Consider the following 18095-nt stretch of genomic DNA (forward strand, 5'->3'; position numbering starts at 1 on the left):
GTTCGATCCCGTTAACTCCCAAAGGTCCCGTAGTGTAGCGGTTATCACGTCGCCCTGTCACGGCGAAGATCGCGGGTTCGATTCCCGTCGGGACCGTTTAAGATAACGGAAGTTATTTTAGACTCGTTAGCTCAGTTGGTAGAGCAATTGACTTTTAATCAATGGGTCACTGGTTCGAGCCCAGTACGGGTCATATATGCGGGTTTGGCGGAATTGGCAGACGCACCAGATTTAGGATCTGGCGCTTAACGGCGTGGGGGTTCAAGTCCCTTAACCCGCATTAAGATATAATAAATGAGCCGGCTTAGCTCAGTTGGTAGAGCATCTGATTTGTAATCAGAGGGTCGCGTGTTCAAGTCATGTAGCCGGCATTTTTAGATAGAAGAAAACAGTGCGAACGTAGTTCAGTGGTAGAACACCACCTTGCCAAGGTGGGGGTCGCGGGTTCGAATCCCGTCGTTCGCTTAGAGAGGCCGGGGTGGCGGAACTGGCAGACGCACAGGACTTAAAATCCTGCGATTGGTAACGATCGTACCGGTTCGATTCCGGTCCTCGGCATAATATAGAGCACCCTTAGCTCAACTGGATAGAGTACCTGACTACGAATCAGGCGGTTAGAGGTTCGACTCCTCTAGGGTGCATTTTTCTATTTAACTCGGGAAGTAGCTCAGCTTGGTAGAGTACTTGGTTTGGGACCAAGGTGTCGCAGGTTCGAATCCTGTCTTCCCGATACATTACAGAGATACGTGAGTGTGTATTTTTAAAACTAGGTATTATATACATTAAGAGAGGATCAGTTTGGTTCTCTCTTTTTTGATTTTCAGCAATTCATTTTGATCGCGTATATTTTTTTGTTTCCTGATTTGTTCAATGAATACTGTAGTTTAGGTACATAAATTAAAATTTAACAGATTGTATAATTCTTACAAACTTTTAAGAAAGTAATTGAAGAGTTTTTTTTTGCTCCACCTATAATATATGTGTGTATCTGATAAAAATTTCTACTCTTTTTGATTTTAAATAAGTATTAGTTTACATTATGGTGTGAATTGGGTTTGATATCTCTTTTGAGGAAGTTGCCTTAGATTTTTCTAATTGTGTTTTATTGTATAGTGTATCTTGCTTGTTTTAAACAGAATTTTTTATGACATTTGTCATATTTTCTAGTGACAGAAGCTTCTATCTTCTCTGATTTCAAAAGACTATAATTGTAGTATGAAATGGAGGAAGAAGAGATGAGAAATAAAATGATTATCGCTGTAAGTCTAGTAGCAGCAGGAGTTATGACCTATCTCATGTTTTCGGGATTGGATGAGAGTTTCTACCATTTTCCTTGGGAGGTCTTTGCTGGCTTTGGAATGATGTCTTGGCTTGTTAGAGAAGGTTTGAAATTAGTCGGAGATGTGAAAAAGGAGCTTGAGGAATGAAGAGAGGGACCATCTATTTCTTTATTGGTCTGTCACTCTTGGTATGGTTGGTAGAAATGTTTACAGGTTGGTTTGATCAAGCCTTCCTTCACCAATTCATCCGTGGTGCCTGGGGTTTTGGATTTATGATTTTTATCGTCTTTCCGATGGGAAAGGAGTGGCTGAAAGGAGAATATCATGAACATGATTAAGGTTCAAGGCTTACATAAAAATATCAAGGGCAAGGCTATTTTGAAGGATATTTCCTTTGAGGTGGCAGAAGGCGAATGTGTTGCCTTAATTGGTCCAAATGGTGCCGGAAAGACAACACTCTTAGATTGTTTGCTTGGAGATAAACTAGTCACAAGCGGTCAAGTATCTATTCAAGGTTTACCAGTGATAAGTTCTAAGTTAGACTATACAAGATCCTACCTCCCTCAAGAGAATGCAATCGTTCAAAAACTAAAGGTAAAAGAGTTGATTGCTTTCTTTCAACGTATCTATCCAAATCCCTTGAGCAACCAGGAGATCGATCAACTATTGCAGTTTGACAAGCAACAAAAAGAGCAATTTGCAGAAAAATTGTCAGGTGGGCAAAAGCGTCTTTTCTCTTTTGTCTTGACCTTGATTGGCCGACCAAAACTTGTCTTTTTAGATGAGCCAACTGCGGCCATGGATACCTCAACCCGCCAACGTTTTTGGGAAATTGTTCAGGATCTAAAAGCGCAGGGAGTTACCATTCTCTATTCGTCCCATTACATCGAAGAGGTAGAACATACAGCTGACCGGATTTTGGTTTTAAATAAGGGAGAATTGATTCGTGACACGACGCCTCTAGCTATGCGTAGTGAGGAGATTGAAAAGCATTTTATCTTTCCTCTAGCTTACAAGGAAGTCGTTGAGAAGTCAGTCTTGGTTGAAAGGTGGGTACAAAAACAAGATGCTCTGCAAGTAGTCACACGAGAGGCAAATGCTTTCTGGGAACTGTTAGTGCAAGCAGGATGTAGGATTCAAGAAATTGAAGTCAATAATCGTAGCTTGTTGGATACAATCTTTGAAGAAACACAAGAAGAAACACAAAAGGGAGATGACTAAGATGAAACGATGGACCGCACTAAACAAGATAGAATTTCTATTGACCAAACGACAATTAGTCTATTATCTATTATCCGTAGGGATGCCGACAGCTTTCTATTTATTCTTTTCTGGCATGTACCAGGACACACCAGGTGAACCAGCGAATTTTATGCGTGACTACCTCATCTCCATGACAGCCTTTTCCATGATGTCGACAGCTATCTTCTCATTCCCAGCTGTCTTACATACCGACAAGATGAACAACTGGCAGAAAATATTGCGTCATAGCCCTGTAAATATGGTAGAATATTATCTATCAAAGATAACAAGTATGCTGGTTGATTATCTGGTTTCAATCCTAGTTGTTTTCTCAGTTGGGCATTTTGTAAGAGGTGTGGATATGCCTTTAGCAAGCTGGGTTGGAGCTGCGATTTTGCTGATTATGGGAAGTATTGCCTTTGTAGCGATTGGTTTGACCTTGACTCTCTTACCAACTAGTCAGCTGATGTCTGTCGTGGGTAATCTTCTTTATCTAGGCTTGGCTGTTTTAGGTGGACTTTGGATGCCTATCTCTTTATTTCCAGACTGGATGCAAGCAGTCGGTAAGTGTCTCCCGACCTATCAGTTGATGGAGTTGATCAAGACCTTCTTAAACGAGGGTGGCATCAATCTATCAGCCACAGTTTATCTACTTGTTTTTTCAGCAGTTTTGTTTGGTTTGACCATTTACCTTCAAGGTCATAAGGAGAATGCTTAATGCTTGAAAGACTGAAAAGCATACACTATATGTTTTGGGCAAGTTTGATTTTTATGCTTTTTCCCATCTTACCTGTAGTGATTGGGGAGCTTCCTGCTTGGCATTTATTGGTTGATATTCTATTTGTAGTGACGTATTTGGGTGTTTTAATAACTAAGAACCAGCGCATATCATGGCTTTTCTGGGGGATCATGCTGGTCTATGTAGCTGGGAATACCGCCTTTGTTGCTGTGAATTATATCTGGTTTTTCTTTTTTCTTTCCAATCTCTTAATTTATCATTTTGGCGTACGTAGTTTAAAGTCTTTACATGTATGGACATTTCTTCTTGCTCAAGTCCTAGTTGTGGGCCAACTGTTGATTTTTCAGAGAATCGAAGTTGAGTTTCTATTCTATCTACTTGTAATTCTTGCTTTTGTCGATTTAATGACTTTTGGCTTGGTTCGGATTCGGATTGTGGAGGATTTGAAAGAAGCACAGGCTAAGCAAAATGCCCAGATAAATCTATTGCTTGCTGAAAATGAACGCAGTCGTATCGGCCAAGATTTGCATGATAGCTTGGGACATACCTTTGCTATGTTGAGTGTCAAGACAGATTTAGCCTTGCAGTTATTTCAGATGGAGGCTTATCCACAGGTGGAAAAGGAATTAAAAGAAATTCACCAGATCAGTAAGGATTCCATGAATGAAGTGCGAACCATTGTGGAAAATCTTAAGTCTAGAACTTTGACATCCGAACTAGAGACTGTGAAAAAGATGTTAGAAATTGCTGGAATTGAGGTGGAAATAGCTAATCAACTAGATACAGCTAGCTTAACTCAGGAATTGGAGTCAACGGCTTCCATGATTTTGCTTGAATTAGTGACCAACATCATCAAACATGCTAAAGCGTTTAAAGTCTACTTAAAATTAGAACGGACAGAGAAAGAACTCATTTTAACAGTGAGAGATGATGGCTGTGGCTTTACTTCTATAAAGGGGGATGACCTCCATACAGTTCGAGATCGTGTTCTTCCATTTTCGGGAGAAGTAAAGGTAATTAGTCAGAAACAACCGACAGAAGTGCAAGTTCGACTACCTTATAAGGAGAGAAAGTAGATGAAAGTATTAGTCGCAGAAGATCAAAGTATGTTGCGAGATGCCATGTGTCAATTGCTCACACTTCAACCGGACGTGGAGTCTGTCTTACAAGCCAAGAATGGGCAAGAAGCAATACAACTCTTAGAAAAAGAGTCCGTAGATATTGCCATTCTTGATGTAGAGATGCCTGTGAAGACAGGTCTTGAAGTCTTGGAGTGGATACGAGCAGAAAAGCTTGAAACAAAGGTGGTTGTAGTGACGACTTTCAAGCGCCCAGGGTATTTTGAACGTGCAGTCAAGGCTGGAGTAGATGCTTATGTCTTGAAAGAAAGAAGCATTGCAGACCTCATGCAAACTTTGCATACTGTCCTCGAAGGAGGCAAGGAGTATTCGCCTGAATTGATGGAAGTGGTGATGACGCATCCCAATCCATTAACAGAACAAGAGATTGCTGTTTTAAAGGGAATTGCTCAAGGCTTGTCTAACCAAGAAATTGCAGATCAACTTTATTTATCAAACGGAACAGTCCGAAACTATGTCACCAATATTCTTTCGAAACTAGATGCTGGTAATCGAACAGAGGCAGCTAATATAGCGAAAGAATCTGGTTGGTTGTGATACTATCATAACTCGAAAACCATTATGTGCTAAAATTGGTGGGATTGAATGGAACAATACCTAACTTTAGGAGGGCTTGGTTTCCTCCTTTTTGTTTCGTCTAAGGTGGTAGCAAGGAGCTAAATCTTCGATTTCTATGAAATTTTTTCAATCAATCTTCAAAAAACACTTGAAAGTGTTTACAATTAGTGATAGAATGGAATAAGTAGAAACATGAAAACGAAATTTTCACATCTTCACTTTTGTAAGTAGATGTAGAGCTTCAATCGGTGCCTCTACTTGTAAAAGAATGTGTGGGATAGAAAGGGCAGGAAAAGGAATGAATGCAGATGATACAGTAACCATTTATGATGTCGCTCGTGAAGCAGGTGTTTCCATGGCGACGGTCAGTCGTGTGGTCAATGGCAATAAAAATGTAAAAGAGAATACCCGTAAAAAGGTGCTAGAGGTAATTGATCGATTGGATTATCGTCCAAATGCAGTTGCGCGTGGTCTTGCAAGTAAAAAGACAACCACTGTCGGTGTCGTGATTCCAAATATTACCAATGGTTATTTTTCGAGTTTGGCTAAGGGGATTGATGATATTGCAGAAATGTACAAGTACAATATTGTCCTAGCTAATAGCGATGAAGATAACGAGAAAGAAGTTTCTGTTGTCAATACCCTCTTTTCAAAGCAGGTAGATGGCATTATCTTTATGGGTTATCACTTGACAGATAAAATTCGCTCAGAATTTTCGCGTTCACGTACTCCGATTGTTCTAGCAGGAACTGTCGATGTTGAGCACCAGTTGCCAAGTGTCAATATTGACTACAAGCAAGCAACGATTGATGCAGTGAGTTACCTTGCTAAAGAAAATGAGCGTATTGCTTTCGTTAGCGGTCCGCTAGTGGATGACATCAATGGTAAGGTTCGTTTAGTTGGCTACAAGGAAGCCTTGAAAAAAGCAGGAATCGCTTATAGTGAGGGTTTGGTATTTGAATCTAAATATAGCTATGATGATGGTTACGCCTTGGCAGAGCGTTTGATTTCATCAAATGCAACTGCAGCAGTTGTGACAGGTGATGAGTTGGCGGCAGGTGTCTTGAACGGTCTTGCTGATAAAGGTGTGTCAGTACCAGAAGAATTTGAGATTATTACTAGTGATGATTCACAAATCTCACGCTTTACCCGTCCAAACTTGACAACGATTGCCCAACCTCTTTATGACCTTGGTGCCATTAGTATGCGTATGTTGACCAAGATTATGCACAAGGAAGAGTTGGAAGAACGTGAAGTTCTCTTACCTCATGGTTTGACAGAACGTCGCTCAACACGAAAACGGAAATAGAAAAAATCAGGGAATCGTGCAGATTTCCTGATTTTTTGCTCTTAAACAAGAGATGTTGACTTAATGAATATCACAGAGCGGACTAGGCGGCTGGTTAAAGGCTGCGCAACACACTGCTTTGAGGTTGTAGATGAAACTGACGAAGTCAGCTCAACACATTGTTTTGAGGTTGCAGATAGAACTGACGAAGTCAGCTCAAGGCACTGTTTTGAGGTTGCAGATAGAACTGACGAAGTCAGCTCAAAACATGTTTTTGAGGTTGTAGATAAGATTGACGAAGTCAGTAACCATACATACGGCAAGGTGAAGCTGACGTGGTTTGAAGAGATTTTCGAAGAGACTTACCCTTCCATATAGTCTTTCAAAGCCTGCCCTTTTAGTCCGGCATTGAGGGCAATGAGGAGTTTCAAACGGGCTTTTTGGGCGTTGAGTTCTTTAACAAAGAAGACACCTGCCTTTTGCAACTGCACGCCCCCACCTTGGTAGGCATAAACAGGCTCAGCGATACCGTTAAAGCATCGTGAAACCAGGGCGACTGGGATTCCTCTCTGCAGAAGGCTTTCTAATTTTTGAGCCGTTTCTTTGGGAATATTACCAGCTCCGAAGGCTTGGATAATCAAACCGTCCAATTGTTCCAAATCCAGCATATCAATCAGCTCATCTGTCATACCAGCATAAGCAGAGATGATAGGGACTAATCCTTGTATGTGATCAAGGTCAAAGCGAACACGAGGTTCAGCTGTTTTAAAGTAGAGGATTTCCTGTTTCATGATCAGACCAAGTGGACCGTGTGTTGGAGTCTGGAAGGTGCTGACGTTAGTCGTATGTGTTTTGGTGACATATTTGGCAGCGTGGATTTCATCGTTCATAACGACCAAAACTCCTTTGTCAGCAGCCTTGTCATCGCTAGCCACCCTTAAAGCACTCAGATAATTATAAATACCATCACTGCCGAGTTCATTGGAGCTGCGCATGGCACCTGTTAGAACGATAGGCATATGGGGAACTTCCATGGTATCAAGGAAATAGGCTGTTTCCTCTAAAGTATCGGTCCCGTGTGTGATCACCACTCCATCGTAGTTAGCAGCTTCCTCTTTAATTTTCTGGTAGAGGGCCAGCATATGCTTGGGTTTGATATGAGGGCTTGGCAGGTTAAAAAAGTCCAAGGCGTGGACATGGATTCCTTCAAGAGGATTGGACACATGATTCATGGGATTATCTGAACTCGTCACAACAGCGCCAGAAGCATCGGCCTGCATGGAAATAGTCCCACCCGTATGTAAAACAAGGATTTTCTTAGGCATGATTTACTCACTCTTTCTGAAATGTGGTATAATCATTGTATCACAAAAGGGGAGATTGGGATAGGATGGAAGTCAAAGCTGTTTTTTTTGATATCGATGGAACCTTGGTCAACGATCGCAAGAGTGTTTTGAAATCCACTAAGGACGCGATTAAGATTGTCAAAGAACAAGGGGTACTAGTTGGCGTAGCGACAGGGAGAGGACCTTTTTTTGTTAAGGAATTGATGGACGATTTGGATCTGGATTTTGCGGTAACCTATAATGGCCAGTATATCTTTAATAAAGAAAGAGTCTTGTTCACGAGCCCAATTTCCAAGTTACATTTGCGCCATCTAATTAGCTATGCTAAAAAAGAGGGCAAGGAGATTGCCCTAGGGACCAAGGATGCCATGCTGGGTTCCAAAATCATGTCCTTTGGTCTGGGTTCTTTTTCCCAACGAATCAGTCGCTTCGTTCCCTCTGTTTTAACCCGAACAGTGAGTCATTCGTTTAATCGCATGGTCAGCAAGGTTGTTCCCCAAAAGGAAGAAGACCTGCTTCATCTGATGAATCAGCCTATCTACCAAGTTTTGATGCTGATGACACCAGAAGAATCTGAGAAGGCGGCAGCTGATTTTGAAGACTTGAAATTGACACGTAGCAATCCTTTTGCAGCGGATGTCATCAATCAGGGAAATTCTAAATTAGAAGGCATTCGCCGAGTTGGAAAAGAATATGGCTTTGACCTTAATCAAGTCATGGCCTTTGGGGACTCAGATAACGACCTTGAAATGCTGGCTGGTGTCGGTATGTCGGTCGCTATGGGAAATGGTAGTAGCAGTGTTAAGGAAGTTGCCAAGCACATTACCACTAGCAATCAACAAGACGGAATCCACAAGGCCCTGGAACATTTTGGTGTTTTGTCTTCAGAAAAAGTCTTTGTCAGCCGTGACTATCATTTCAATAAGGTTAAAACCTTCCACCACATGATGGATGAACGGACTCAAGAAGAACCTCGAGCTTGGGATTTAGAAGGTGCAACCCATAGGGCTGGCTTTAAAATAGAAGAATTGGTGGAGTTTGTTCGAGCTGCCAGCCCTTCTGAAGAGGACTTTGGTCAAGCTCTATCGCAACTTCATCAGGCTCTTGATAAGGCGGCAGATAAAGTAGCTAAGAAGACGCCTGCTCAGCAAGATTTGGTAGGGCAAGTGGATGCCTTGATTGACACGCTTTATTTCACCTACGGTAGTTTTGTCTTGATGGGGGTGGACCCAGAACGTATTTTTGATATTGTTCATCAGGCTAATATGGGGAAAATTTTTCCAGATGGCAAGGCTCATTTTGATCCAGTGACCCATAAAATCTTAAAACCAGATGATTGGGAAGAAAAATATGCTCCAGAACCTGCTATTAAAAAGGAACTGCAGCGCCAGCTCAAGGCTTACGAACGCCATAAAGAGAGAAATAATACTCAATGAAAATCAAAGAGCAAACTAGGAAACTAGCCGCAGGATGTACTTGAGTACGGCAAGGCGACGTTGACGTGGTTTGAAGAGATTTTCGAAGAGTATAAATAGTAAACAAAAAGGAGCGCTGAGCTCCTTTTCTTTGTAATTATAAGGTTTTTTCTTGTTCTCTCACAACCAGCAAATCGACCTTAGCATGGCGGAGAATGTATTCAGATGAAGAGCCGACCAAGAGGCGTTCAAAGGCGTTGAGACCAGTTGCGCCAACTAGGATGAGGTCCACTTCCTCAGCATCTGGAATAGTACGTGCTAGTAGGGTCTTTGGATTTCCCATTTCAATGACGATATGAACATCTGCCACACCAGCATCTTTAGCACGTTTTTCGTACTCTTTCATCAGACTTTCAGCGTCAACTTGGAGTTGTTCGTAAACTTCAGCATCAAAGGTGGATACGCTTTGGAGAGCGCGTGTGTCAATGACATGGGCGATGGTGAGTTTAGCGTCGTTTCGTAGAGCAGAATGAACTCCCTTGATAAAAGCCAAGTCCGCTTCTTTAGAACCATCGATTGCGACCATGATATTTTGGTAACGTTGTGCCATAATGAAACCTCCTGAAATTTTCTTACTATCATTGTAAACCTTTTCACTATAGAAGTAAAGCAAAAAAAGTATTTTTTAAAAGAATGTTAGCGATTAAAATCTATATAAATATATGATAAAATAAAAGAAAGGATAGCAGGAAAGAAGTGAAGGGAGGGAGAATGATGAAAAACTCTTTTCAAACATCAAATTTCCTTTATTATGGAATTATCCTAGTGTCAGTCTTGGTAGAAGTTGTCATGATCTGGCAATTAGAGAGTCTGGTACCGTTTCTTTATCCAGGGTTTATCGGATTTTTAGTCTTTCACCTACTCTACCATCTAATCTTATTCCTAGTTGCAAAACGAAGTGGGCGTTGGGATTACTTGATGATATGGGGACTTTTCCTCATGTTCAATCTTCTTTATGACTCCTTTTTAGGCTTGCTTTTTCTAGGTTTATCTTTTGGTATGTGATGTGTTTTTTCGCAAAATACCTGCTATCTCCCCTGTTTGACCTCGCTTTTAGTGAGGTTTTTCTTCTGTAGGATTTTAGTAACACATTTCAGTAAACTTGTCGCATTTTCTTTCTAGTGGTATAATGTTACTATCTCGATGAATTGAGGAAACAAGATGAAAGAATATAACAAGTCTAGTAAGTTAGAGCATGTTGCTTATGATATCCGTGGTCCTGTTTTGGAAGAAGCCATGCGGATGCGAGCAAACGGAGAAAAGATTTTACGTCTGAATACAGGAAATCCAGCAGAATTTGGCTTTACAGCGCCAGACGAGGTCATTCATGACTTGATTATGAATGCGCGTGATAGTGAAGGATATTCTGACTCCAAAGGGATTTTCTCAGCCCGTAAGGCTATTATGCAGTATTGTCAATTGAAGAAATTCCCAAACGTAGATATTGATGATATCTACCTTGGAAATGGTGTCAGTGAGTTGATTGTCATGTCCATGCAGGGGCTTTTGGACAACGGGGATGAGGTCTTAGTGCCAATGCCAGACTATCCTCTCTGGACAGCAGCTGTCAGCCTAGCTGGAGGAAATGCCGTTCACTATATCTGTGATGAAGCTGCAGAATGGTACCCAGATATTGACGATATCAAGTCAAAAATCACTTCCAATACCAAGGCAATCGTCCTTATCAATCCAAATAATCCAACTGGAGCCCTTTATCCTAAGGAACTCTTGTTGGAGATTATTGAGATTGCCCGTCAAAACGATTTGATTATCTTTGCGGATGAAATTTATGACCGCATGGTAATGGATGGACATGTGCATACGCCTGTGGCGAGCTTGGCACCAGATGTCTTCTGTGTTAGCATGAATGGTCTGTCAAAATCCCATCGTATCGCTGGTTTCCGTGTGGGTTGGATGGTCTTGTCTGGTCCTAAGACTCATGTCAAGGGCTATATCGAAGGGCTCAATATGCTATCCAATATGCGCCTTTGCTCTAACGTTTTGGCCCAGCAAGTCGTACAAACATCACTAGGTGGTCACCAATCAGTTGATGAATTGCTCCTTCCTGGTGGACGAATTTATGAGCAAAGAAATTTCATTTATAATGCCATTCAAGAGATTCCAGGTTTGTCTGCTGTTAAACCCAAGGCTGGACTCTATATCTTCCCTAAAATCGACCGCAATATGTACCGTATCGATGATGATGAGCAGTTTGTCCTTGATTTCTTGAAGCAGGAAAAGGTTCTATTGGTTCATGGTCGCGGCTTTAACTGGAAGGAACCAGACCACTTCCGTATCGTTTACCTTCCTCGTGTTGATGAACTAGCCCAAATCCAAGAAAAGATGACTCGTTTCTTGAAACAGTATCGTAGATAGGGCTTACATTCGAAAAAGCGCCAAAAAGCTGGAAACATTTGCCTTGAGCTATTGACAAAAGTGAAAGAATCAGATAGAATAGTAAAGTATGTTTAGTAACTGATCACTTTATAGCCGGCTAAACGAATACAAAATCTATGAGGAGGTATTCATCGTGAAACGTACTTATCAACCAAGTAAACTTCGTCGTGCGCGCAAACACGGATTCCGTAACCGTATGTCAACTAAAAACGGTCGTCGCGTATTGGCAGCTCGTCGTCGTAAAGGACGCAAAGTTTTGGCTGCATAATCCAAACGAACCATAACAAAAATCAGTAGGAACTCGAGTCTACTGATTTTTATTTTTGTAAAAAAGTTCAAAAAGGCTTTATATTTTTGCTTAAATGGTGTATAATATTTCACATACTGTAAAAAATGGAGAATAATCATGAAGAAATCAAAAGTTATGCTTTTTGGAGCTATGGCTTTGACAGCAGGTCTAGCTTTAGCAGCGTGTGGGTCTTCCCAATCAAGTAATGCTGAGAAAACCTACTCTTATGTATTTACTAGTAATCCTGATACCTTGGACTACATTACGTCAACACGTGGTTCCACTTCTAGTATCACGACTAACTTGATTGATGGCTTGTTAGAAAATGATAAGTATGGTAATCTCATTCCATCTATGGCTGAGTCATGGACGGTGTCAAAAGATGGTTTGACCTACACTTATAAAATCCGTCAGGGGGCGAAATGGTACACTTCAGAGGGCGAAGAGTATGCGGATGTAACGGCTCATGACTTTGTGACAGGTCTCAAGTATGCAGCTGATAAAAAGGCTGAAAACTTGTACTTGGTCCAAGACTCTATCAAGGGCCTCGCAGAGTACGTTGAGGGGGAAACATCTGACTTTGAGACTGTTGGTGTTAAGGCAGTGGATGACTATACTCTTCAATATACTTTGAATAAGCCGGAATCTTACTGGAATTCTAAGACTACTGGGGGCATTTTGAGTCCGGTAAATGAGGCTTTTTTGAAATCTAAGGGAGATGACTTTGGAAGTGTGACACCATCCAGTATCTTATCAAATGGTCCTTACTTGTTTAAATCTTTCTCATCAAAATCTTTGATTGAATTTGATAAAAACCCTAATTATTGGGACAAGGATAATGTGAAAATTGAGAAAGTGAAGCTCTCTTTCTTTGACGGTTCTGACCAAGATAGTTTGGCGAGAGGATTTTTGGAAGGGAACTACTCGGACGGTCGTATCTTCCCGACAAGCTCAGTGTTTGATCAGTTGAAAAAAGGGAATGAGGACAAGATTACCTATACACCGCAGAACTCAGTTACCTTCTATTATCTCTTTAATGTTAATCGTCAAAGTTACAAGCAGACCATGAAACAGTCTGATAAGGAAAAGACAGATTCACTTGCGGCCATGCAAAATAAGGATTTCCGTCAGGCTGTCAACTTTGCCTTTGACCGTCATGCTTATGCAGCGCAGACAAATGGTGAATATGGAGCAGACCGTATCTTGCGTAACACGCTTATCCCAAGTGATTTTGTCCAAATCGGTGGTAAAAATTTTGGAGATATTGTCAATGAAAAGATTATTAACTATGGTACAGAGTGGTCGAATATCAATTTGAATGATGCGCAACCTGCCTTTTTAAATGCTGAAAAAGCCAAGGCAGCATTTGCTAAAGCTAAAGAAACCTTGCAAGCAGAAGGCGTGACCTTCCCAATTCATTTGGATATGCCAGTTGACCAGACGGCCAAGTTAGATGTGCAACAAGCAAGTTCCTTTAAGCAGACAGTGGAAGAAACCCTTGGGGCGGACAACATTGTGATTGACGTGATTCAACTTTCTCCAGACGAGAAGGATCAAGCTACATTCTTTGCAGATACAGCTGAACAAAAGGACTATGACATTGATATTTCAGGTTGGAGTGGAGATTACTCAGATCCGAAAACTTATCTTGATCTCTTGGATCCAGAGTCAGGTTCACAGCTTAATAATATTGGGTTAACTGCTGGAAAAGATAATGAAGTAAAAGAAAAAATTGGACTTTCTGCTTACAAAAAGTTACTAGATGAAGCAGATAGCGAAGTTGAAAATACTCAGGCTCGTTATGAAAAATTTGCTGAAGTCCAAGCTTGGTTGACTGACAGCGCCCTCTTCCTACCAGTTCAAAGTGGCGGAGCCAACCCAATCTTCCGTAAGACTGTACCGTTTACAGGAGCTTTCTCTTTCGTTGGTCATAAGGGAGATGCTGACAACTACAAATATGTTGAACTGCAAAAAGAGCCGGTAACTGCGAAACAGTACCAAGAACTCTATGAAAAATGGTTAAAAGAAAAAGCTGAGTCAAATAAAAAAGCTCAGGAAGATTTAGCTAGCCACATTCAATAACATTGCTAGTCATGCTTTTTAGTTAAGCCTAGTGACTGGATTTAGAAAAAGACCTTACCAGACGCTTTTTGGTTCTGGTAGGGTCTTTTTTTATTTTTTACTTTTGATGAAGTAACTGGAGGTGGATAGGGCTTCAGATAGCTAGAATGACTTGTTTTATGTTTTTGAATAGGAATCGATTAAAATTTATAAATCTGTATAAGAAATTAGTGACAAAACGATAGCAAATAAGGTAAATTTCTATATATTTTAATTAAAGTAAAAATGAGGCTAAAAGTGGACGGGGGGGGGATTTTATGCTATAATGTACGTATATTCTTATCACCTAAAGTAGATATATTATAATAAAGTTTTATTGTAGTGCATCAGCTTTTTGAATAAGAAGCAATAAAAATAAAAAATGGAGATCAAAGAATGAAGTATAAGAGAACGCAGAAACGCTCCAAGCAAATGTGGCAGCGTGTGGAAAAGTTTTCGATTAGAAAGTTTAGCTTTGGAGCAGCGTCGTGTTTGATAGGGGCATCTTTAGTTGGGGCGGCTACGACCCCAGATGTCGTAGATGCGGCACTGGTGACATTTAGAGATCAACAGGGTGGAAATGTTACTACTTTGTACTCTAATAAAGGAGACACACCATTTTCTGCGCCAGATAGTTCAGTTCATGATAGAGTAAACGTAGATCAAGAAATAGATATAAAAGTTGATTGGTCAAAATATAGCAAAACAAATCCCTATGTAACTGTTACTTATAAATATAACGGTGGTTTCAATGGGACTCGAGTAGCGAAATATAGTGGTCGTCCAGATTTTTGGTTTACAACGCCAGTAGGGGTGACGGAACCTACGAAGATCATTTTGTATAATGGAAGCAATGAGACTGGTAGGGAAATGACGAGTTGGACAGGTGATAAACCTTGGGTCTCAGGATCTAACTCTGTAGGTTCACGTTATCAAAACAAGGATATGTCGGATAAGCTTGATGCTGGGAATCCAAAGAGTTCTAACCGTTACAACGATGCAACTGGTGAACGTGGTTGGACTTATCGTGGAGACCTTAATGGTATGTTTTGGTGGAGAGTTGGGGATTCTATAGATGGAAGTCCAAGTGCCCAAGGTATTTATGACTCTTTCAGAAATAATACGAGAAGTATGTATTCTGATTGGGAAAGAGCAGCTCACGAAAGCGTCACAGTTGAAGCGACATACAAAGTTATTGACCCAACTCTAAAAAATGGGAAATATACATTAGATTTTGGTGCGGGTGTTAAAGTTGGACGTGGATTATCATTTCTAAGTCATTTCAAGGTTTCTACAGTAGAGGTTCCACCACTTTACAAGGATAAGGAATTTTTTGAACCTAAGCTTCCAGATAGACTTGGTGTAGGAAATACTACGAGTTTAACACAAAAAGAAAAAGATAAATTAAAAGAGAAAATTTGGGAAGTGAACCAAGATAATACTAGTAGTTCTCTTCCAGAAGATCAAAATAAATTTGTAGATAATTTGAAGGATGGCAAAGAGGGTATCAAAATTGGAAATGATGGAACTGCAACAATTACATATAAAGATGATTCTACAGATGTAATTCCAGGAACTTCTCTTGTTTATGAAGATCCAAATGCTGCGGAGACGATAGCAGCAGAAAGAAGTGGGTATAGCTATAAGAAAAATCCTTATCCAGTAGAAGATATAAACAACATCAAGCTTGATGAGCTTGAAAAAGCTGTGGAGAATTTTTATGCTATAAATGGAATGAAACTTAATGAAAATAAGATTATCAGTGTTGGCGAAGGGGTATCAGATAAATTCATTGGGAAATTCATTTCTCCTTTTATTACACGTTCTGGTGCTGATTATGGGAAGGGATTTATTGTAGGAGATGATACAACGCCAAAACCGTATATCCCAAAAGAGCATCTTTTTAAACAAAAAGTTACCATAAATGTGGATTCAGCAATTGAAAAAGGTAAAAAAGCCATTGAAGATTTAACTTATCTTTCTCCAAAAGAAAAAGAGTACTATAAAAATCAATTAACTGGAAAAACAACTCAAGACGATATAAATAATGTTGTAAATGCTGCAATTGCTAAAAATTCAGAAAATGAAAAAGCGATTGAAGCTAAAAAACGTCAAGTAAAAGATAAAATTAACTCAGCTAAGTATTTAACAGAAGCTGAAAAAGAAGCGTTAAGAAAACAAGTAGACAATCAAGCTATTACAGATCCAGCAGATGGAGACGGAACTGGAAATAAAGCGGCTGATTATACAAAAGAATTACTTGATAAAATCGGTCAACAAGCAGATGCTAAAAACTTAGAAAATGCAAAAACATCTACAAAAGAAAAAATTGATCAAATTAAAGATTCTCTAAAAAATCCAACAGCTGATGAATACAAAACACAGATTGATGGAAAAACTACTGTAGCAGAGGTAGAGAAAGTTCTAAAAGAAGCTGAGACACAAAAATCTCAAAATGAAGCTCAAAAAGCTCAAGAAGAAGCGAATAAGTTAAAAGAAGAGTATAAACAGAAAATTGATCAAATTCCTGGATTGTCGGAAGAAGATAAAAGGAAGTATAAAGAAGATGTTGATGCTGCTGACTCAAAAGCTCAATTAGATAGAATTATAGAAGATGCTGAAATAAAAGGAATTCGAGACAAAGCAATAGCAACAATTGGAAACTTACTTCATTTAAATGAAGCTCAAAAAACGGAATTAACAGAGTTGTTAAAAGAAGCTGGAAATAAAGATGAAATTGATACTATTGTGACAAGAGCTCAAGAGTTAGATTCTAAGATGGATTCTCTACAACAATTAGTAGCAGAAGCTAAAAAAGTTAAGGAATCGGAAACATATAATACAGCAGCTCAAGATAAGAAAACCGCTTTTGATAAAGCGAAAGATGCAGCTTCAAAAGTAGCAGATAAAAATACAGCTGATCCAGAAAATGCAGCTGGTACATCAGAAGTAGCTACTTTAATTGACAATCTAGCAAAAGCAATTAAAGAATTAACAGGAAAAGAGGTTGCTGTACCTGTATCGAAAGATGCTTTAAAAGCAGAAATCGATTTGAACAAAGATGACGCTGTTAAAAAATCACCAGCTTATGCTAAAGAAACAGATGTCGCTAAGAAAAAAGCTTACGATGCCGCTTTAGAAAAAGCTCAAGAAGTGTATGATAAGCAAGATGCTACTCAACCAGAAGTGGATGATGCTCTTGATAAATTACAACAAGCACGGTTAGCTTTATCAGGTAAAGCAGAAGATTTTACATTAGGGGTGAAAAATGGAGCAGCGAAAATTTCTGTTGTACCTAAAGTAGGAGAAAACTTAACAGAACAAGCTGATAGAGATGCAGTAAAAGCGAAAGTAACAGCAAACGGTAAGGATTTAGATAATACTTACACTGTAGAATATGGGGAAATTGCAGAAAAAGGTGGCAAGACAGTTGTTCCAGTAACAGTAACTCATGATGGTATTACAAGAACAGTTGACGTACCAGTAGAAGGGAGCACTGCAGCGACAACAACACCAACCGCCGACACAGCGAAACTAAGTGAAACACCTGTCAAAGATTCGCAAGTAACAAAAGACGAAGATGTACAAAAAGTTAAAGACGCTGTCAAAGTACCAGCTGGCACACAAGTAACAGATAAGAAATTACTTGACGAAGGAAAAGTAGTAGAAGGTACAGACCAAAGTGCAAACGGTGGAGCAAATAACGCAGGCAAACCAGTAGTTAAAGTAGAGGTAACCTACGGAGACGGAAGCAAAGATGTAGTAGAAGTGCCAGTAGAAGGGAACACTGCAGCGACAACAACACCAACAGCAGACACAGCGAAACTAAGCGAAACACCTGTTAAAGATTCAAAAGTCACAAAAGCAGAAGATGAACAAGCAATCAAAGACGCTGTCAAAGTACCAGCTGGCACACAAGTAACAGATAAAAAATTACTTGACGAAGGAAAAGTAGTAGAAGGTACAGACCAAAGTGCAAACGGTGGAGCAAATAACGCAGGCAAACCAGTAGTTAAAGTAGAGGTAACCTACGGAGACGGAAGCAAAGATGTAGTAGAAGTGCCAGTAGAAGGGAACACTGCAGCGACAACAACACCAACAGCAGACACAGCGAAACTAAGCGAAACACCTGTTAAAGATTCAAAAGTCACAAAAGCAGAAGATGAACAAGCAATCAAAGACGCTGTCAAAGTACCAGCTGGCACACAAGTAACAGATAAAAAATTACTTGACGAAGGAAAA

Annotated in this window: 16 protein-coding genes and 8 tRNA genes; 22 read left to right on the forward strand and 2 right to left on the reverse strand. The window is 40.0% G+C overall.

Features of this window, described 5'->3' with window-relative positions; genetic code table 11:
* Positions 1-23: 23 nt before the first annotated feature.
* The 16 genes from HW098_RS07495 (at position 24) to HW098_RS07570 (ending at position 6624) form a co-directional block, all read left to right on the forward strand.
* Positions 24-96, forward strand: a tRNA-Asp gene (locus HW098_RS07495).
* A 24-nt stretch (positions 97-120) separates the two neighbouring features.
* A tRNA-Lys gene (locus HW098_RS07500) sits at positions 121-193 on the forward strand.
* A gap of 5 nt (positions 194-198) precedes the next feature.
* A tRNA-Leu gene (locus HW098_RS07505) sits at positions 199-280 on the forward strand.
* A gap of 18 nt (positions 281-298) precedes the next feature.
* A tRNA-Thr gene (locus HW098_RS07510) sits at positions 299-371 on the forward strand.
* A gap of 22 nt (positions 372-393) precedes the next feature.
* A tRNA-Gly gene (locus tag HW098_RS07515) sits at positions 394-465 on the forward strand.
* A 7-nt stretch (positions 466-472) separates the two neighbouring features.
* Positions 473-558, forward strand: a tRNA-Leu gene (locus tag HW098_RS07520).
* A gap of 9 nt (positions 559-567) precedes the next feature.
* A tRNA-Arg gene (locus HW098_RS07525) sits at positions 568-641 on the forward strand.
* Between the two features lie 15 nt (positions 642-656).
* A tRNA-Pro gene (locus tag HW098_RS07530) sits at positions 657-730 on the forward strand.
* A gap of 490 nt (positions 731-1220) precedes the next feature.
* A complete protein-coding gene (locus HW098_RS07535; protein WP_176139718.1) occupies positions 1221-1427 on the forward strand; it encodes a hypothetical protein in 207 nt (68 codons plus the stop codon).
* Positions 1424-1618 carry a hypothetical protein gene (locus HW098_RS07540; protein ID WP_176139719.1) on the forward strand — a complete coding sequence of 65 codons (195 nt, stop codon included), beginning with the start codon at positions 1424-1426 and terminating at the stop codon, positions 1616-1618. Before HW098_RS07535 ends, HW098_RS07540 begins: the two co-directional genes overlap by 4 nt.
* Positions 1605-2501, forward strand: coding sequence for an ABC transporter ATP-binding protein (locus HW098_RS07545; RefSeq protein WP_176139720.1), 897 nt, complete (start codon positions 1605-1607; stop codon positions 2499-2501). Before HW098_RS07540 ends, HW098_RS07545 begins: the two co-directional genes overlap by 14 nt.
* Position 2502: 1 nt before the next feature.
* A complete protein-coding gene (locus HW098_RS07550; protein ID WP_176139721.1) occupies positions 2503-3240 on the forward strand; it encodes an ABC transporter permease in 738 nt (245 codons plus the stop codon).
* The gene (locus HW098_RS07555; RefSeq protein WP_176139722.1) at positions 3240-4337 is read left to right on the forward strand and encodes a sensor histidine kinase; all 1098 of its coding nucleotides are present in this window, start codon (positions 3240-3242) and stop codon (positions 4335-4337) included. The genes HW098_RS07550 and HW098_RS07555 overlap by 1 nt, the downstream gene beginning before the upstream one ends.
* Positions 4338-4937: a response regulator transcription factor gene (locus HW098_RS07560; protein WP_173307385.1), complete on the forward strand. Its 600-nt coding sequence runs from the start codon at positions 4338-4340 to the stop codon at positions 4935-4937. It begins immediately after the preceding gene.
* Positions 4938-5256: 319 nt separating this feature from the next.
* Entirely contained in the window at positions 5257-6267 is a 1011-nt protein-coding gene (gene ccpA / locus HW098_RS07565; protein ID WP_049511250.1) for a catabolite control protein A, read from the forward strand.
* 63 nt (positions 6268-6330) lie between these two features.
* The gene (locus HW098_RS07570; protein ID WP_176139723.1) at positions 6331-6624 is read left to right on the forward strand and encodes a hypothetical protein; all 294 of its coding nucleotides are present in this window, start codon (positions 6331-6333) and stop codon (positions 6622-6624) included.
* Here the strand turns inward: HW098_RS07570 and HW098_RS07575 are convergent.
* Positions 6609-7571 (reverse strand): asparaginase, encoded by a 963-nt coding sequence (locus tag HW098_RS07575; protein WP_176139724.1) that lies wholly within the window; start codon positions 7569-7571, stop codon positions 6609-6611. The genes HW098_RS07570 and HW098_RS07575 overlap by 16 nt on opposite strands.
* 65 nt (positions 7572-7636) lie before the next feature.
* On the opposite strand from HW098_RS07575, the gene HW098_RS07580 reads away from it, so the two are divergent.
* Complete coding sequence (locus HW098_RS07580) at positions 7637-9028, forward strand: Cof-type HAD-IIB family hydrolase (protein ID WP_176139725.1); 1392 nt, start codon at positions 7637-7639, stop codon at positions 9026-9028.
* A 136-nt stretch (positions 9029-9164) separates the two neighbouring features.
* Here HW098_RS07580 and HW098_RS07585 read toward each other — a convergent pair whose 3' ends face one another.
* The gene (locus HW098_RS07585) at positions 9165-9617 is read right to left on the reverse strand and encodes a universal stress protein (RefSeq protein ID WP_031223038.1); all 453 of its coding nucleotides are present in this window, start codon (positions 9615-9617) and stop codon (positions 9165-9167) included.
* Between the two features lie 161 nt (positions 9618-9778).
* Between HW098_RS07585 and HW098_RS07590 the strand changes: the two genes are divergently transcribed.
* The 5 genes from HW098_RS07590 to HW098_RS07610 all read left to right on the forward strand — a co-directional run.
* A complete protein-coding gene (locus HW098_RS07590; protein ID WP_166736878.1) occupies positions 9779-10072 on the forward strand; it encodes a hypothetical protein in 294 nt (97 codons plus the stop codon).
* 156 nt (positions 10073-10228) lie between these two features.
* Positions 10229-11443 carry a pyridoxal phosphate-dependent aminotransferase gene (locus HW098_RS07595; protein WP_000666459.1) on the forward strand — a complete coding sequence of 405 codons (1215 nt, stop codon included), beginning with the start codon at positions 10229-10231 and terminating at the stop codon, positions 11441-11443.
* 154 nt (positions 11444-11597) lie between these two features.
* Positions 11598-11732: a 50S ribosomal protein L34 gene (gene rpmH / locus HW098_RS07600; protein WP_000831905.1), complete on the forward strand. Its 135-nt coding sequence runs from the start codon at positions 11598-11600 to the stop codon at positions 11730-11732.
* A 138-nt stretch (positions 11733-11870) separates the two neighbouring features.
* The gene (locus tag HW098_RS07605) at positions 11871-13835 is read left to right on the forward strand and encodes a peptide ABC transporter substrate-binding protein (protein ID WP_176139726.1); all 1965 of its coding nucleotides are present in this window, start codon (positions 11871-11873) and stop codon (positions 13833-13835) included.
* A gap of 414 nt (positions 13836-14249) precedes the next feature.
* A partial coding sequence (locus tag HW098_RS07610; RefSeq protein ID WP_176139727.1) for a YSIRK-type signal peptide-containing protein occupies positions 14250-18095 on the forward strand: 3846 nt, incomplete at its 3' end.

Source organism: Streptococcus sp. 1453, assembly GCF_013276955.1.
GTDB lineage: Bacteria > Bacillota > Bacilli > Lactobacillales > Streptococcaceae > Streptococcus.

What these genes read in the sequence shown, in the direction of transcription:
- HW098_RS07545 (WP_176139720.1), top strand. Translation starts at nt 1,605, where the DNA reads ATGAACATGATTAAGGTTCAAGGCTTACATAAAAATATCAAGGGCAAG.
- HW098_RS07585 (WP_031223038.1), bottom strand. Translation starts at nt 9,617, where the DNA reads ATGGCACAACGTTACCAAAATATCATGGTCGCAATCGATGGTTCTAAA.
- HW098_RS07580 (WP_176139725.1), top strand. Translation starts at nt 7,637, where the DNA reads ATGGAAGTCAAAGCTGTTTTTTTTGATATCGATGGAACCTTGGTCAAC.
- HW098_RS07590 (WP_166736878.1), top strand. Translation starts at nt 9,779, where the DNA reads ATGATGAAAAACTCTTTTCAAACATCAAATTTCCTTTATTATGGAATT.
- HW098_RS07550 (WP_176139721.1), top strand. Translation starts at nt 2,503, where the DNA reads ATGAAACGATGGACCGCACTAAACAAGATAGAATTTCTATTGACCAAA.
- HW098_RS07575 (WP_176139724.1), bottom strand. Translation starts at nt 7,571, where the DNA reads ATGCCTAAGAAAATCCTTGTTTTACATACGGGTGGGACTATTTCCATG.
- HW098_RS07535 (WP_176139718.1), top strand. Translation starts at nt 1,221, where the DNA reads ATGGAGGAAGAAGAGATGAGAAATAAAATGATTATCGCTGTAAGTCTA.
- HW098_RS07555 (WP_176139722.1), top strand. Translation starts at nt 3,240, where the DNA reads ATGCTTGAAAGACTGAAAAGCATACACTATATGTTTTGGGCAAGTTTG.
- ccpA (WP_049511250.1), top strand. Translation starts at nt 5,257, where the DNA reads ATGAATGCAGATGATACAGTAACCATTTATGATGTCGCTCGTGAAGCA.
- HW098_RS07560 (WP_173307385.1), top strand. Translation starts at nt 4,338, where the DNA reads ATGAAAGTATTAGTCGCAGAAGATCAAAGTATGTTGCGAGATGCCATG.
- HW098_RS07570 (WP_176139723.1), top strand. Translation starts at nt 6,331, where the DNA reads ATGAATATCACAGAGCGGACTAGGCGGCTGGTTAAAGGCTGCGCAACA.
- HW098_RS07595 (WP_000666459.1), top strand. Translation starts at nt 10,229, where the DNA reads ATGAAAGAATATAACAAGTCTAGTAAGTTAGAGCATGTTGCTTATGAT.
- HW098_RS07540 (WP_176139719.1), top strand. Translation starts at nt 1,424, where the DNA reads ATGAAGAGAGGGACCATCTATTTCTTTATTGGTCTGTCACTCTTGGTA.
- HW098_RS07605 (WP_176139726.1), top strand. Translation starts at nt 11,871, where the DNA reads ATGAAGAAATCAAAAGTTATGCTTTTTGGAGCTATGGCTTTGACAGCA.